This is a genomic window from Aquimarina sp. RZ0 (assembly GCF_008370685.1).
Lineage (GTDB): Bacteria > Bacteroidota > Bacteroidia > Flavobacteriales > Flavobacteriaceae > Aquimarina.
Genome location: NZ_VTZU01000026.1, coordinates 68,475 through 84,641, shown reverse-complemented (window position 1 = coordinate 84,641; position 16,167 = coordinate 68,475). Strand labels below are relative to the sequence as shown.

16 protein-coding genes are annotated in these 16,167 nt (G+C 33.5%); 13 read left to right on the top strand and 3 right to left on the bottom strand.

Features of this window, described 5'->3' with window-relative positions; all coding sequences use genetic code 11:
• Window positions 1-293 precede the first annotated feature (293 nt).
• Both F0000_RS11690 and F0000_RS11685 read left to right on the top strand, forming a co-directional pair.
• Window positions 294-746 carry a carboxymuconolactone decarboxylase family protein gene (locus tag F0000_RS11690; RefSeq protein ID WP_149624899.1) on the top strand — a complete coding sequence of 151 codons (453 nt, stop codon included), beginning with the start codon at window positions 294-296 and terminating at the stop codon, window positions 744-746.
• Between the two features lie 21 nt (window positions 747-767).
• Window positions 768-1,196 (top strand): DoxX family protein, encoded by a 429-nt coding sequence (locus F0000_RS11685; protein WP_149624898.1) that lies wholly within the window; start codon window positions 768-770, stop codon window positions 1,194-1,196.
• 336 nt (window positions 1,197-1,532) lie between these two features.
• Here F0000_RS11685 and obgE read toward each other — a convergent pair whose 3' ends face one another.
• Together obgE and F0000_RS11675 are read right to left on the bottom strand one after the other, a co-directional pair.
• Complete coding sequence (gene obgE, locus F0000_RS11680; protein ID WP_149624897.1) at window positions 1,533-2,531, bottom strand: GTPase ObgE; 999 nt, start codon at window positions 2,529-2,531, stop codon at window positions 1,533-1,535.
• Between the two features lie 93 nt (window positions 2,532-2,624).
• On the bottom strand, window positions 2,625-3,731 hold the full coding sequence (locus tag F0000_RS11675) for an adenylate kinase (protein WP_149624896.1): 1,107 nt from the start codon (window positions 3,729-3,731) through the stop codon (window positions 2,625-2,627).
• 165 nt (window positions 3,732-3,896) lie between these two features.
• Between F0000_RS11675 and F0000_RS11670 the strand changes: the two genes are divergently transcribed.
• The 3 genes from F0000_RS11670 to F0000_RS11660 all read left to right on the top strand — a co-directional run bounded on the left by F0000_RS11670 (window position 3,897) and on the right by F0000_RS11660 (window position 8,567).
• Entirely contained in the window at window positions 3,897-5,054 is a 1,158-nt protein-coding gene (locus F0000_RS11670; protein WP_149624895.1) for a 5-(carboxyamino)imidazole ribonucleotide synthase, read from the top strand.
• Between the two features lie 75 nt (window positions 5,055-5,129).
• Complete coding sequence (purE, locus tag F0000_RS11665; RefSeq protein ID WP_149624894.1) at window positions 5,130-5,615, top strand: 5-(carboxyamino)imidazole ribonucleotide mutase; 486 nt, start codon at window positions 5,130-5,132, stop codon at window positions 5,613-5,615.
• 930 nt (window positions 5,616-6,545) lie between these two features.
• On the top strand, window positions 6,546-8,567 hold the full coding sequence (locus F0000_RS11660; protein WP_149624893.1) for a M3 family metallopeptidase: 2,022 nt from the start codon (window positions 6,546-6,548) through the stop codon (window positions 8,565-8,567).
• Between the two features lie 217 nt (window positions 8,568-8,784).
• Here F0000_RS11660 and F0000_RS11655 read toward each other — a convergent pair whose 3' ends face one another.
• Window positions 8,785-11,301, bottom strand: coding sequence for a M20/M25/M40 family metallo-hydrolase (locus F0000_RS11655; protein WP_149624892.1), 2,517 nt, complete (start codon window positions 11,299-11,301; stop codon window positions 8,785-8,787).
• 195 nt (window positions 11,302-11,496) lie between these two features.
• Between F0000_RS11655 and F0000_RS11650 the strand changes: the two genes are divergently transcribed.
• From F0000_RS11650 to F0000_RS11615, 8 genes are all read left to right on the top strand, one after another.
• On the top strand, window positions 11,497-12,000 hold the full coding sequence (locus tag F0000_RS11650) for a GbsR/MarR family transcriptional regulator (RefSeq protein WP_149624891.1): 504 nt from the start codon (window positions 11,497-11,499) through the stop codon (window positions 11,998-12,000).
• A 96-nt stretch (window positions 12,001-12,096) separates the two neighbouring features.
• Window positions 12,097-12,462: a hypothetical protein gene (locus F0000_RS11645; RefSeq protein ID WP_149624890.1), complete on the top strand. Its 366-nt coding sequence runs from the start codon at window positions 12,097-12,099 to the stop codon at window positions 12,460-12,462.
• Between the two features lie 11 nt (window positions 12,463-12,473).
• Window positions 12,474-12,914, top strand: coding sequence for a hypothetical protein (locus F0000_RS11640; RefSeq protein WP_149624889.1), 441 nt, complete (start codon window positions 12,474-12,476; stop codon window positions 12,912-12,914).
• Between the two features lie 15 nt (window positions 12,915-12,929).
• A complete protein-coding gene (locus F0000_RS11635; RefSeq protein ID WP_149624888.1) occupies window positions 12,930-13,811 on the top strand; it encodes a methyltransferase domain-containing protein in 882 nt (293 codons plus the stop codon).
• A gap of 14 nt (window positions 13,812-13,825) precedes the next feature.
• Window positions 13,826-14,737 carry a TIGR01777 family oxidoreductase gene (locus F0000_RS11630; RefSeq protein WP_149624887.1) on the top strand — a complete coding sequence of 304 codons (912 nt, stop codon included), beginning with the start codon at window positions 13,826-13,828 and terminating at the stop codon, window positions 14,735-14,737.
• Between the two features lie 3 nt (window positions 14,738-14,740).
• The gene (locus F0000_RS11625; protein WP_149624886.1) at window positions 14,741-15,211 is read left to right on the top strand and encodes an SRPBCC family protein; all 471 of its coding nucleotides are present in this window, start codon (window positions 14,741-14,743) and stop codon (window positions 15,209-15,211) included.
• 97 nt (window positions 15,212-15,308) lie between these two features.
• A complete protein-coding gene (locus tag F0000_RS11620) occupies window positions 15,309-15,863 on the top strand; it encodes a sigma-70 family RNA polymerase sigma factor (RefSeq protein WP_149624885.1) in 555 nt (184 codons plus the stop codon).
• A 5-nt stretch (window positions 15,864-15,868) separates the two neighbouring features.
• The gene (locus F0000_RS11615) at window positions 15,869-16,129 is read left to right on the top strand and encodes a hypothetical protein (RefSeq protein WP_149624884.1); all 261 of its coding nucleotides are present in this window, start codon (window positions 15,869-15,871) and stop codon (window positions 16,127-16,129) included.
• Window positions 16,130-16,167: the final 38 nt, after the last annotated feature.

The following is a 16,167-nucleotide window of genomic DNA, read 5'->3' as shown; positions in this document are numbered from 1 at the left end:
TCGTGCTTACTAAAAAAAGCAGCAACACTTTAAAAAACGGCCTTGCAAAGAGCTAAAGTTAATACCCAGTAAATTACGAATTTTACGTTAGCCTACGTACTGAAGTTTCTGGGGTCTATGAGGGATTTTGTACAACGTGTCCCTCAATATATGTTGGCTTCTTACCTTGGCTTTACCCCTGAATTTTTGAGCAAAATAAGAGCAAAAAAAAATATACTATCGATTTCTTAATCTAGATTAAGTTTTTCATTATCTCATATTCTGAACTTTGTTCTAAACAAATAATCATAGATATGACAACAGGTAGAATAGACATTAGTAAAATTAATCCCGGAGCATACAATCCATTATTTACTCTATATAATAATATCAAAAAGAGCTCGCTTAGTGATCTTGAATTTTTATTGATAGAAATCAGAGCATCACAAATTAATGGTTGTGCCTATTGCATCCAGATACATAGTAAAGAAGCCATTGAGAAAGGGGAAAAACAATATCGAATCCACGCATTATCTACATGGAGAGAATCTCCTTTTTTTACTACTGAGGAGCAGATTCTTCTGGAAATGACAGAGGAAATTACAAATATTGCTGACAAAGGTCTCTCTGAGTGCGTGTATCAAAAAGCAATTGAAATATTGGGACAAGAAAAAGTTGCCGATACCATCATGGCTATTTGTTGTATTAATTCCTGGAACAGAATTGGTATAGCAACCTCTATGACTCCTATAACTTCAAAATCATAGAAATCTAAAAACAATTTTGGTATGAAAACAATCTTTATAAAACTCTTTCTTAGAGCGAGTATTGCTTTTGGTTTTTTGTCTGCTGTTGCTGACCGATTAGGCTTTTGGTCAAAAGAAAAGTCTGCCTGGGGTAGCTGGGATAATTTTATTGAATATACTCAAGTTATTAACCCCTGGTTTCCTAATACTCTAATCAATGCTATCGGAACTGTTACTACGGGAGCAGAAATTATATTAGCGATCTTCTTACTAATAGGTTTTAAGACATCACTATCAGCCACAATAAGTGGGTTCTTATTATTGATCTTTAGCATAGCAATGACACTATCTCTAAGTGTAAAAGCTCCTTTAGACTATTCGGTATTCTCTGCGGCTGCGGCTGCCTTTGGTGTAAGCTTGTTAAAAGAACAGTATCTGGAAATCGATATCCTACTTAACAAAAAAATATAGCTTCTTATCTAAGAAGTCTACTCTTAACTCATATCAAACTGCGTCCGGATGTAAAAAAGTATCAAGAATACATTGTATATCAAAAAAAGCTTGTTCTTGATACTTTGGTATCAATTCTGATTTGAATTGCTCATCAGAACATAAAGTATTTTTGTTATACCCAACTCTTAAATGAATCGTATTACACAAAAATAAACGTCCAGCATAGTCAAAGCGGTTCACTTTTATTCTGAAGAATCAAATAAAAACGATGTAGTTTTATTAGACTCAAGATATAAATGAAGTGGTGCACACTTTTTATAAGAACACGACATCAGAACGACCTCTTTATCATAATCAACCGTTAAGCATCTGCCAAAGAGTATCTTTCAATTCTAACAACCCTTGTTGCGCTACAGAAGAAATAAATAGGTAAGGCACACCTAATTGCTCATCCAATTCATTTGCAAGTTCAATTTTAAGTTCATCATCCAGCATATCACATTTTGAAATTGCGACGAGTCGCTCTTTATCTAATAAATCTGGATTGTATCTTCTTAGCTCATCTAATAAAATTTCATACTGCTCTTTAATATCAGGTGCATCAGCAGGAACCAAAAATAATAATGTAGAATTACGTTCGATATGCCTAAGGAATCGATGACCTATACCTTTACCTTCTGCTGCTCCCTCGATAATTCCTGGAATATCAGCCATGACAAATGACTGAAAATTCCTATATTCTACAATCCCTAAATTAGGTTTTAATGTCGTAAATTCATAATCTGCAATTTTAGGTTTTGCAGAAGTTATTACAGAGAGTAATGTAGATTTTCCAGCATTCGGAAAACCTACTAAGCCTACATCTGCTAGTATTTTTAATTCTAAAGTGATATCCTGTTGCATACCTTCAATTCCAGGTTGCGCATATCTGGGGGTTTGATTCACTGAGTTTTTAAAATGCCAGTTTCCTCGACCTCCCATTCCTCCTTCTGCTATAATAATTTGCTGTCCTTCTTCTGTAATTTCATGAAGAATTTCCTGAGTTTCTGTATCTCGTACTACAGTTCCCAAAGGTACATCTACATATACATCTGTTCCATCAGCCCCACTACTTCTGTTTTTACTACCGTGTCCGCCGTGTTCGGCTCTGAAATGACGCCTGAACTTAAGGTGATACAAAGTCCACATATTGGGATTTGCCTTTATAATAACATGTCCTCCACGACCTCCATCACCTCCATCAGGACCACCTTTAGTGATATATTTTTCTCTATGTAAATGTACAGATCCTTTACCTCCATTTCCGGATGTAATGTGTAATTTCACATAATCTACAAAATTCCCTTCTGTCATAATTCTATATCTATTTTATTGTCCATGAGGTCGAACCAGGGCGGCTGACACTATGTATCTTAAAAAAAAATGGCTTAAAGCTTAAAAAAATGGTTATAACTTATCAATTACGCTACTTAGACGCCCCGTAATTTCATTAATACCACCTACTCCATCTACTCCAAAATATTTATTTTCTTTTTGATAATAATTTTTCAAAATCGCCGTCTCGTCATAATATACCTTAATACGATTACGAATTACACCTTCATTAGCATCATCCGGTCGTCCAGAGGTCTTCCCTCTTTCCAGTAAGCGTTGCACCAATACTTCATCATCAACCTCCAGGGCAACCATAGCACTTACCTCTGAACCTTTTGATACTAATAATGCTGCCAGAGATGCTGCCTGAGCTTCTGTTCTGGGAAACCCATCAAAAATAAAACCTTTGGCATTTGGATTTTTATCTACTTCTGCATTAAGCATATTGATCGTTACCTGATCAGGAACCAATTGTCCTTTATCTATATATGATTTTGCCAATGTCCCTAATTCTGTAGCATTTTTTATATTGTATCTAAATACATCTCCTGTAGAAATATGCACCAGATCATATTTTTCTTTTAATACTTCAGCCTGTGTTCCTTTACCCGCTCCCGGAGGTCCAAATAACACTAAATTTGTCATGTTGTTTTCTTTTAATTGGTAAACTTCTGTAAGATTACGTCCCAGACCATTATAGTCCAAACCATATCCCACTATAAAACGATTTGGGATGTTTATCCCTATATAATCAATAGTAATTTCTTTGGTATACGCCTCAGGTTTAAAAAACAAGGTTCCTATACGTATAGCAGCACAGCCTTTATCTCTAAGTATGTTGATCAACTCCTCAACAGTAGTCCCTGTATCTACAATATCTTCCAGAATTACTACACTTCTACCGGATATATCTTCTTTTAATCCAATAAGTTCCTTTACTTGTGATGTAGTAGTAATCCCATCATATGAAGCCATTTTCACAAAACTAACTTCGCACTCATATCTAAACCTTTTTAGTACTTCGGATGTAAACATAAACGCTCCATTTAACACCCCAATAAATAATGGTCTATCATAAGCTAAATCCTTATTTAGCTTGTTAGACACTTCATCTATTGCTTCAGTGATTTTTTTTTCACTTATAAATGATACAAATTGTAAATCGTGTAAAGTAATCATCACATTATGAGCCTGGCTGAATAGCTTTTTTCTTTTAAAGCGGCAAAGATAGTGATTACAAATAATACTTATATACAGTTATCTAATGCATTTACACTCTTATATCGTGGTTTTTACTTATGAAAAAATTATTTTTGCGCTTATCGATCTTTTTATTTTTCTAAAATGACAAACTATTTTTCTTCAGAATTTAAATTAGGTATTTTGGGTGGTGGACAATTAGGCAAGATGATGCTCTATGAAACCAGAAAATATGATATCTGCACATATGTTCTCGACCCTGACCCCGAAGCACCTTGTAGAATTGCTTGTAATCATTTCCAACAAGGTGATCTTATGGACTATGATATTGTATATCAATTTGGAAAAAAAGTAGATGTACTTACTTTCGAAATTGAAACGGTTAATATCGAAGCACTTATTCAATTAGAAAAAGAAGGTAAAAAAGTCTATCCGGATTCTAATACTTTGCAAAAGATACAAAACAAAGGCAAACAAAAGCTTTTTTATAAAGAACAGGATATACCTACGGCAAATTTTAAGCAATATGCGAACAAGGCACATTTAGCAGAAGGAATTACTAGTAATAGGGTAAAACTTCCTTTTGTATGGAAAAGTACACAAGGAGGGTACGATGGCAATGGAGTCTCGGTCATCAGAACCGGAGCTGATATCGCCAGACTCCCTGATACAGAATGCATTGCAGAAGAATTGATAGATTTCAAAAATGAACTGGCTGTCATCGTTGTACGTAATCCCAAAGGTGAAATAAAAACGTACCCTGTAGTAGAAATGGAATTTCATCCTGAAGCTAATCAGGTAGAGTATGTAATTTGTCCTGCCAGAATTAATCCGGAAATTGCAAAAAAAGCCAGAAAAGTTGCAGAAACAGTCTCTGCTGCTTTTAAGCACGTAGGAGTTTTTGCCGTAGAAATGTTTCTTACAAAAAATGATGAAATTATTGTTAATGAAGTAGCCCCAAGGCCTCATAATAGTGGACATTACAGTATAGAGGCTAGTTATACGAATCAATTCGATCAACATATTAGAGCTATCTTAAACCTTCCTCTGGGTGCTACAGACAGTAAATTAGGAGGTATTATGGTTAATCTTGTTGGCGCAGAAGGGCATACAGGTGAGGTGGTCTACAAAAACCTCGAGACTATTTTAAGAATGAAAGGTGTGACCCCACATATATATGGAAAAAAGCAAACAAGACCTTTCAGAAAAATGGGACACGTGACTATTATCAATGAAAATATTAGTGAAGCTAGAATAATTGCAGAGAAAGTAAAAGATACCATCCAGGTAATTAGTAAATAAGTTATGAGAAAACATTCTATTTGATTTCTTAAATACACATTACATTATTCAATACATAAGAAACAAAAATACAATATGAGCAAAGTAGGAATAATAATGGGCAGTACCAGTGATATGCCCGTCATGGAAAAAGCTATCGAAATATTACAAAGTTTTGATATCGAAGTAGAGACAGATATCGTATCTGCTCATCGTACACCAGAAAAATTATTCGATTATGGAACCAATGCACATAGCAGAGGGATCTCCGTAATCATCGCTGGTGCAGGCGGTGCAGCACATCTTCCTGGGATGGTGGCATCATTATCCCCGCTTCCTGTCATTGGAGTTCCTGTAAAATCCAGAAATTCTATTGATGGATGGGATTCTATTCTTTCTATATTACAAATGCCTGGAGGAGTACCTGTAGCGACAGTTGCTCTTGATGGTGCCCTTAATGCAGGAATTCTAGCAGCTCAGATCCTAGGAGCGACAAACAAAGCTATACTGGATAAGGTAGTGATCTACAAAGAAGGATTAAAACAAAAAGTTATAGAAGGAGCTAATAACCTTAAAAAATAAAGAACAAAAAAAAGAGTCGCTCCTCAGCGACTCTTTCCAATATCAGGTCTTACAGTAGAATATAACAATATTTATTAACCAACTTAAATATATTACACAAAAAATTCAAAGTAAGACCATACTCTTAAAACCTGATACAAAGGTAAAACCTTACTTTGATTACGCAAAAATATCTGCGGAAACTTATTAACAATTTCGACAAAAAGCAGAAATAATCGATAAAAAGTACATACCTCTTGGGATTTAACTGTTTTTTTGAGTAAAAAAAAGTTAGAACCCTGAATTTTGACCCAATTTTAAGCCCAAAAAACCGAAATTGTTAAAAAACCGAAAGAAAAATCAACTTAAAAATTGCGGTTTTTAAAAACTTAATACTCCTCAAAAAGTACTATTATTGATATTCACATGATTACAAAAAGCTGTTTTATTTTTTATTAACTTGGGATAAGAATGAATTGAATTTAAAAGTTTTTTCTGTCAAAAAAAATATTATAAGAAAGTGTGGTTTTAGAAAAGCAATTAAATCATTCCTCAGAATTATCATATTTTTATTCTGTTATTGAATTCCCCACAATAAGAATCAGAACCAAAAAATACGAATAGAAGCAACCGATATCACAAAAACACGGATATAAATCAGAGGCATCATAAAAAGGTATTTTAATAAAAATAAAAAGAGCTACAATTTTTGTAGCTCTTTTGATATATTTGACCTTTGCAAAGATGTATAACGATCCATTATTACTACCATACCCCATAGTAATAATCTATTTATGTCTTTGTTTAAGTCATACTAATAAACCATTACAAATCTATGTGTATTACAATAGATTTACTTAAAACATATTGGTATTAAAAGTATAATTATCGACAAACAACATTTTTTTTCGATAAAACTGCATACCGTATACAATAAAAATCACTAGTACAATGAATAATCCTTTATTAGAATCTTTTGATATCGCTCCTTTTTCTAAAATAGAAACTGCTCATTTTTTACCAGCAATTAAAAATGCGATCACGATTGCTAAACAACAAGTAGATGAAATCGTAAAAAATCCGGAAATACCTTCATTCGAAAATACTATAGAAAAGCTAGAATATGGTGGCGAATTATTAGATAGAATAACGAGTATATTCTTCAATCTTAACAGCGCAGAGACGAATAATGAAATCCAGGAAATTGCTCAAGAAATTTCTCCTATACTCTCTGAGTATAGTAATGATATAGCCTTAAATGAAGACCTTTTTAAAAAAATAGAAAGTGTATATTCCCTTAAAGACACGCTTAATCTCATGCAAGAGCAATCTACACTTTTAGAGAAAAGATACAAGTCTTTTTCAAGAAACGGAGCCAATCTTCCTGCGGATAAGAAAGATAAACTTAGGGCTATCGATAAAGAGTTATCGCAACTTAGTCTTACTTTTGGAGAAAATATTCTAGCCGAAACTAACAAGTTCGAAATGTTATTAACTAATGAGTCTGATCTGAGTGGTCTGCCAGATGGGGCTAAAGAAGCTGCTAGAGCACTTGCTGAGTCCAAAGGAAAAGAAGGATGGATTATTACACTGGATTATCCTAGTTATATCCCCTTTATGACGTATGCAGATAATAGAGAGCTACGCAAAAAATTAGCACTTGCATTCGGATCCAGAGGGTTTTATGGAGATATCCACGATAATCAAAAAATTGTGCTTAGTATTTCAAAACTAAGACATCAACGTGCACAGATCCTTGGATATTCCTCACATGCGCATTATGTGCTGGAAGAACGAATGGCAAAAACACCAGAAAATGTATTTTCTTTTTTAAATGAAATTTCGGAAAAAGCAAAACCAGCTGCCGAAAGAGAGTTTATACAATTAGAGAATTTTGCGAAAGAATTAGATGGTATTACTAAACTTCAGAAATGGGACGGAGCATATTATTCAGAAAAACTTAAACAAAAATTATTCAATTTAGATGATGAAAAACTAAAACCATATTTTAAACTAGAAAATGTAATTGATGGGGTTTTTCAGGTTGCTTCCATTTTATTTGGTCTACAATTTGAAGAAACTGACGCGATCCCTACCTATAATGAAGAAGTCAAAACATATAATGTAACTGATTCTCAAGGAGAATTCATTTCGTTATTATATGCTGATTTTCACCCAAGACCTGGAAAAAGAAATGGTGCTTGGATGACTTCTTATAAGCCACAGATGATTAAAGAAGGAAATAATATACGGCCACATATTTCTATTGTCTGCAACTTTACTAAACCTACTCCCAGCAAACCTTCCTTATTAACATTTAATGAAGTAACTACTTTGTTTCATGAATTTGGACATGCATTACACGGAATGCTCGCCAATACAACATATCCCGGACTGTCTGGAACTAATGTATACTGGGATTTTGTAGAATTACCTAGTCAGGTATTAGAAAACTGGTGTTATGAAAAAGAGGCCTTAGAATTATTTGCTAAACATTACCAAACTGGCGAAGTGATCCCAATGGAACTTGTAGAGAAAATAAAAGAATCCGCTACCTTTATGGAAGGGATGTCTACATTACGCCAATTAAGTTTTGGTTTATTAGATATGTCATGGCACGCCCAGGATCCAAGTATGATAACAAGTGTAAAAGAGCATGAAAAGAAGGCATTTGCGAGTACTACATTATATCCTGATGTTGCTGTAAATTGTATGAGTACTTCTTTTTCGCATATTTTTCAGGGAGGATATTCTGCAGGATATTATTCTTATAAATGGGCAGAGGTACTAGATGCTGATGCTTTTGAATACTTCAAAGAAAACGGAATTTTTAATATAGAAGTAGCTACAAAATTTAAGGATCACGTGTTATCCAAAGGAGGAACAGAAAATCCTATGTCACTGTATAAACGTTTCAGAGGTCAGGAACCTAAACCTGAAGCATTATTAAAACGTGCGGGATTGATTAAATAATCTATATTATCTTCAAAAAAAATACAAACAAGTAAGGTGCTTTCATTTTATATAAAAGCACCTTACTTTATCCATATCCTATTAGTATTCGGTTAATACTATTTCTCAAATGAAATCCCTTACCTAAATCATTTCTTTTTGTTTCACATTTCGAACTAAAAATAATTTGATTCAGTTTGCGGTGATCTCATCTAAGAATTGCATGATTTATAAATAATTATTGAATTACCATTTTTTTGATAACTTGTTGTGCTCCTTCACTTTCTATACGGATAAGATATATTCCTGATCTCAATGATAAACTTTTGGCAGATATCGTGTTAGCACCCGTTGATAACTGTAACTGTGATGCTTTTTTTCCTAAAATTGTATAAATTGTGACACGAATATCTTTACTATTATCACCTCTTACATCAAGTACAAAGCTATCGCTTGTAGGATTGGGAGTGATTGTGACCATAGATAAAGTTTCCTCGTCTTCATTTCCTATTACAGGGATATTAGTCCCGAACTCTACTGATGATACTGCAGATCTCGTACAGGATCCTTCATAAATTTTTATATTAGAAAAAGTAGAATTGTTATTACTTCCAGCATCATTATCATTGACAAGTACCAAACGATCCATTGCTCCAGTATAATAATCTCCTACCGGGATTGTATATGACTTGGTACCACGTGTATAATCATTATAATTGGTGATACCATAATTCTGAGTACCATATACTTTGAAATACATATCAGCCGTTAATGTATTGTCATTTTCAAAACCAATGGCATGAATTTCCCCTTCAGCGGTACTACTAAAATCAAATTCTAAAACCGTAGATGATGTTACATTATAATTCAATGGTACATACTTCCAGGAATTATTTTGTAACGATACCCCAGCTCCATTGTTAACAATTGAAGAATCTCCTGTCGAATCCTGGTTAGAAAAAGATGTAATTGTAAGGCTATTAAAATCCAGCGATTCACAAACATTCGGATTAGGATCTACAATTGATTCTTTTATTTCAAGATCATCAATAGCAATATCACCTTGCCAGCTATCACCTGTAACAACATTAAAACGCAACTGAATTTCTGATCCAATATACGGATTTAAGTTAATATTTTCTATGTTCCAATCGTTACCCTGAGCTCCGGTCTTGCGAAAAAGGCTTGCCCAAGTTGATCCATTATCCAGGCTTATTTCGACAGATAAACTCCCAATAGCACCTCCTTTCATATGATATTTAAAACTCAGTAATGCCGCAGGTATACTAGTAAGGTCAAAACAGGGTGAATTTAATATCGCTTTCTTACCAGGATATCCTGTTCCATTCCCAGAAGCTTCGACATATAAATAGGAAGAACCTTCTGATGCATTAGAGGGACCTGTTCCATTAGAGGGAGTTCCACTTGCATCAATTGTCCAGTCAAGATCATCTACAGACGATTGAGTCCAGCTCCCAAGAGAACCTTCGAATCCTTCTTGATATGGAAATGTAGTAATGCTTGTACTACATTGGTCACCTCCGCCTCCGGTACTCACGCCATTAGAGATCTCAATAAGAAATTCTAATGCCAGCTTACAGAATTTTGCAGCGTGAGTTGCATTGGGTGTTGGTGAACGATCAAAGGTGTCACGCGTGGTATGAATATTAGGGTTATGCTCTCCAAAACGAGCTTCAAAAGGAAATGTTACATCATATCCTTGTTGCGCCCAACTGTAATGATCTGAACACCCATAATTACATTGAGAAGTACCATAAGTGATCTTATGAGTTCCGGATGCATTATAATAATTCAATAGTTCTATCATAAAATCGTTTAATGTATCATCATTATAAGAATCTGTAGAAATAAAGACATCATTTGTAGATCCTTTATAGTTTGTCATATCTAATTGCATATAACTAATCACATCTACATTTCGATTTCGATAATCTGTCGCAATTTCCTTAGAGCCTCGCAACCCTACTTCTTCTGCCGCAAATGCCATAAATTCTATAGTTCTTTTAGGTCTGAAATTCATGTCCAACAATACTCTGGCGGCTTCGGTAATTGTTGATATTCCAGAAGCATTATCATCTGCTCCGGGAGCATTATTATTATTACTACCTCCAGCAGTTGAGTCTGCATGACCTCCCAAAATAACAAATTCATCAGGTTTTTCTGTACCTGTCATGGTCATCACTACAGATGGCATCACAGTACTACTATGATTTACAATCCGAACAGAGATATCACTTCTTCCTGCTGCTAAAGCTTCCCATTTTGTTTTTAGATCCAAAACTGCTTGTCTGGCACTATTGGTAGTATGATATCGGGTGCCATAATTTTCCAGTTCCTTAATTTGATCAGCTATATTTAAATTATTGACCAAATTTAAACTCTGCCGAACGAGCTGTTCTTGAGTGATTGCATAAGTAGTATTTCTTTTCTGTTTTATTTGCCCTTCTTCTAAGGCAAGGAGAGCACTCTTCTCTGATAGCTCATAAATAAAACCTGGTCCATGTACCAAAACCTTATGATGCAATTCATGAGCTGCATTATCAGTAAGCATAGCTACACTATAACCATTTTTAGAATCAATGATTTTGATATCTGCAGGATGCTCTCTTTTTAATTCTAATGCAGCATCAGTTTCTATAGTTGCATAAAACATATCTGATAACTGTTGCGCCTGAATACTTCCTAAGAACATACACAAAAATGCCCCTAAAATAATTAGATTTAATTTTTTCATTTTAATTGAGTTTGAATTAGAAGCGTAACTTACACAAAATCAACATTTAACACAAATGGTTTTTCCATAAAATAACAACTGAAATAACATCTGTACTAAAAATGAAATTATTTAATTTTAAACTTTCAGTAAATATTGAAAGTTTAAAATATTTATATTATATTTGTCATATCAAAAAAAGATATTCAACATTTTATGAATTATACAGACGCTAAAGATAAGTTTATATCCACCTGGGGAGCCTTAGGCACTTTGTGGGGAATAAATAAGGCAATGGCTCAAATCCATGCATTATTATGGATCTCTCCTGAGCCTTTGTCTATGGAAGATATTATGGAAGAACTTCATATATCCAGAGGGAATACAAGTATGAATTTACGTCAATTAATGGATTGGGGTATTGTATTCAAAGAAAGTAAACACGGAGAGCGTAAAGAATATTTCGTTTCTGAAAAAGATGTGCAGGAATTGGCAAAACAAGTAGCCAAAGAGCGAAGCAGAAGAGAAATTAAACCCGTTATCAAAGTACTCAAGGAGGTTTCACGAATTGAACGTGATGGTACCGTAAAAACAGAAGAACTTATCAAACAGACTAAAGCTTTATATGATTTAGCCGATAATGCAGATACGATGATGAACAAAATTGTAAATCAAGAATCCAATTGGATTACAAAAACATTAATCAAACTTATGAAATAGCAATTAGAATTATAAACCTAGAACGAAAGGAAGAGATTCCTTTTCTTTTTAAAATTATATTTCAAAAATTATTGAAACTTTAAAAATTATAGGATTATGAAAAAAATACACAGCATTAACAAATGGAGTTTTATACTCACATTACTACTATATACTACTGTCATCGGTGGCTTACTGGCTCAAATCCTTCTTGGTTGTATTCAGTTTATACTAGCGCTTACTATTGTAAGCTCTTGGAAGAAATTAGATGTAACATCCAAAAAACTAATAACGACGTATTGGATACTATTTATTTCCTATTGGATCACATATAAAATTTTAGATCTATATCTGGAAAATACATCCTGGTTTATATTTTTTATACTAATCCCAATGTGTATTGCTTCTTATTTTGTCTATGCCACATATAGGATTAAAAAATGTAAAGAAGTAATCGAGATCAAACCTTCATTTTATAATTAAAACTACTCACAATGCAACTATACATACCTAAGTGGCTAATTATCATTAGTGGAATTGGTCAAATTTTTACAGCGCTTATTTATCCATATATCAGACATCAGGTATTTGATTGGTATAACGATGTGAAAAAATTAAAACCTTTGAATCAAGAAATTGCCAAAACATATGGCAGGTACATCCAAGGATTAAACTTTGTGTTCGGATTCATTACTATCACGCTAGCTTCTGGTCTAAAAGAGCAATCTGCTCTTGCCATTGCTTTGACAGGACTAATCGCTCTGTATTGGATCGGTAAGGTTTTGACTCAGGTAGCATATTATCCAATGTATGAAATACCTCAAAAAACGATTTTTAAGATCGGTAGTTATTTTATGAATCTTCTATTTGGAGTATTTGCTATAACCTACTTATTATTATTAATCCATAACTGCATTGGTTTTTTTAACCTGTAATTAAATTGTTTAGCTATGAATAACATACTTCCTCTAGAAAATAACATTAGGTTTCAGAAATCTAATGACGAAAACCTAATTGACTTATACAATGAAGCAACAGAAGATTATGAATTCTGGAGCAAGGATTTCAATATGCATTTTGGTTATTATATTCCTTTCAAAACTTCTTTTTTTAAAAGAGACACTATGCTTAATGAATTAAACAATCAGGTTTTTTGTCGATTATCTTTTGACAAAAAAAATGCTGTAATTGCAGATTTAGGATGTGGTATCGGTGGAACCATGAGGTATGGTCTGAGAAAATATCCTTATATCCATATTATAGGAGTGAGCCTCTCTCCTTTTCAAGTTCTGAAAGGTAATGAGAGGTTACGAAATATAAACGGGCTATTATTAGAAGAGAATTACTGTAATACTTCATTTTTCTCTAATAGTATGGATGGTGCATACGCCATAGAAAGTTTATGCCATTCTGGTCATAATAAACAATCATTGAGAGAAGCCTATAGAATTCTAAAACCTACTGCCAAATTTGTAATTGCGGATGCTTTTCTCAAAAAAGACCCTTCTCAACTATGCCCTAGTAGCAACTATTGCTATAATCAATTGTGCAAAGGATGGAGTCTGGAAGGTCTGGGAAACATACAGGGCATCAAAAAAACTTTAGAAGAAATTGGTTTTAAAGATATACGTATTGAAGATATCTCCTGGAGCGTTGCGCCTTCTGTACTCCACATCCCTTTTGCTATTACCCATTTTATTCTAAAAAAATTGTTCAGGAAAGAATTATTAAAACCACATAGCTGGAAAAATCTGAAAGGTTCTTTATTTGCGCTATTGTCTGGATTGCACAAGAAGAGTTTTGGATATTATCTAATCACAGCCAAAAAATAAAAAAGATAAAAAGGATGAAAAAAATAGTTATTGCTGCAGGCACAGGGTTTTTAGGAAAGATTTTAATCCGTCATTTCCAGAATGAAGTTGATACGATTGTGATCCTAACTCGCGGAGAAACCAGAATTACTAAAAACCTTAGATACATACACTGGGATGCTAAAACCTTAGGAGACTGGAAAAATGAAATAAACGATGCAGATGTACTTATTAATATGACCGGAAAATCCGTTGATTGTAGATATAACAACAAAAATAAAAAACTTATTCTTTCTTCCAGGATTGCATCCACAGAAATATTAGGAAAAGCCATTGCACAAGCCAAGAATCCACCAAAAACATGGCTCAACGCTTCAACTGCTACCATCTACAGACATTCATTAGACAAAAAAATGGATGAGCTATCAGGTGAAATGGGAACAGGGTTTTCTGTCAATGTTGCTCGTAATTGGGAGAAATCTTTCTTTTCTCAACAAACACCTCAAACCAGAAAAGTGGCATTGAGAACTTCGATTGTATTAGGAAAAAATGGAGGCGCTCTACCACCACTACTTACTTTAGTAAAAATGGGATTTGGAGGAAAACAAGGGATAGGAAATCAAAAATTTAGTTGGATTCATGAGACTGATTTTGCCAGAAGTATTGATTTTATAATCAATAACATTAAATTAGAGGGGCCTGTCAATATTGTATCTCCAGAACCTTCAACGAATTATAAACTTATGAAAAGTTTAAGGCAAATCATTAAAATACCTATAGGAATTCCTTTGGGAGGTTCAATATTGGAAATTGGTGCTCATATCATACAAACTGAAACAGAACTAGTCCTGAAAAGCAGAAATGTTATCACAAAAAAACTTGAACATAGTGGTTTCAGATTCCAATATCCTGATCTAACAACTGCATTATTACACTTAATACAATAATATATGACCATCATTAAACTTTCTACTATTATAAATGCACCCATCACCAGTGTTTTTGATGCAGCAAGAAATATAGATCTGCATATGGATTCTGCTATCAATACGAATGAAAAAGCAATAGCTGGCAGAACTTCCGGATTAATTGAATTACATGAAACTGTAACCTGGAAAGGTAAACACTTTGGAATATATCTTACCCACCAAAGCAAAATTACGGTCCTAAAATATCCAACTTATTTTGTTGACGAAATGATCAAAGGACGTTTTAAAACCTTTAAACATCAACATGTTTTTAATGACAATACAATTCATACTGAGATGATTGATATACTAGAGTATGAAACCTCATATGGTGTTTTTGGTAAAATTCTCAGTTTTTTAGCATTAAAAAAACACATTACCCAATTTATGACAATCAGAAATAAATATATAAAGTCAAAAACGGAATATAATTATCAAAATCGTAATTCATAACATCTACATCTTGCTTTTCCTTGTTATTCAATTCTTTAAAGATATTTGATATTCAACTTTTTATCCTATTTTTGAAGAATACAACAATTATTAAAATATGTCAACAAACACCATAGACCCCAACTCTTGGATAGATAAGTACAGTGACTACTTATTTAATTATACCATAGTAAGAGTCGATGATAAGGAAATAGCACAAGACCTGGTACAAGAAACATTCTTTGCTGGGTTAAAGTCTATGAAAAATTTCAAAGGAGAAGCGAGCGAGCGTACTTGGTTAATTTCAATTTTAAAAAGAAAGATTATTGACCATTACAGAAAAATAAATAGTAATAAAGGAAAAGCAGAAGTTCGTATTAACTATGTTAATGATGGCGAGACTGAAGGCGACTGGTTAGAAGAAAGAGTTGCCGACCCCTTTGATCAGAATGCTGAAAACGAAATAGAAAACGAAGAACTAGGGGTTGCAATTTATAATTGTATCGATAAATTGCCCGAAAAACAGGCACGTATCTTCAAAATGAAAACAATAGAAGGGTTTGACACAGAAGCAATTTGTAATGAATTCGATATTACTGCGTCTAACCTATGGGTAATTATTCATAGAGCACGTACAGCAATGGCTGAGTGCTTAGAAAAAAATTGGTTTTAATTAAAATGAGTAAAGAAAACAAAATTTTTGTAAGTTGCGAGGATGCAAATCACTTTTGCGACAAAAATGAGTATCAGGAAGCTTCTTTTTGGGAAAAAATAAAATTAAGTATTCATTTAATTTATTGTAAGGCTTGTAGGAAATATTCGACAAACAACTCGAAATTAAGCAAATTAGTAAAAGATCCTAAGGTAATTAGCATGAACCAATCTGCTAAGGATTCCATGAAAGAACAATTAAAGAAAAAGATGTTAGAACAAGAGTAACAAACAAAAGGGCCCAAAATAAAAGTATTTTAAATTAT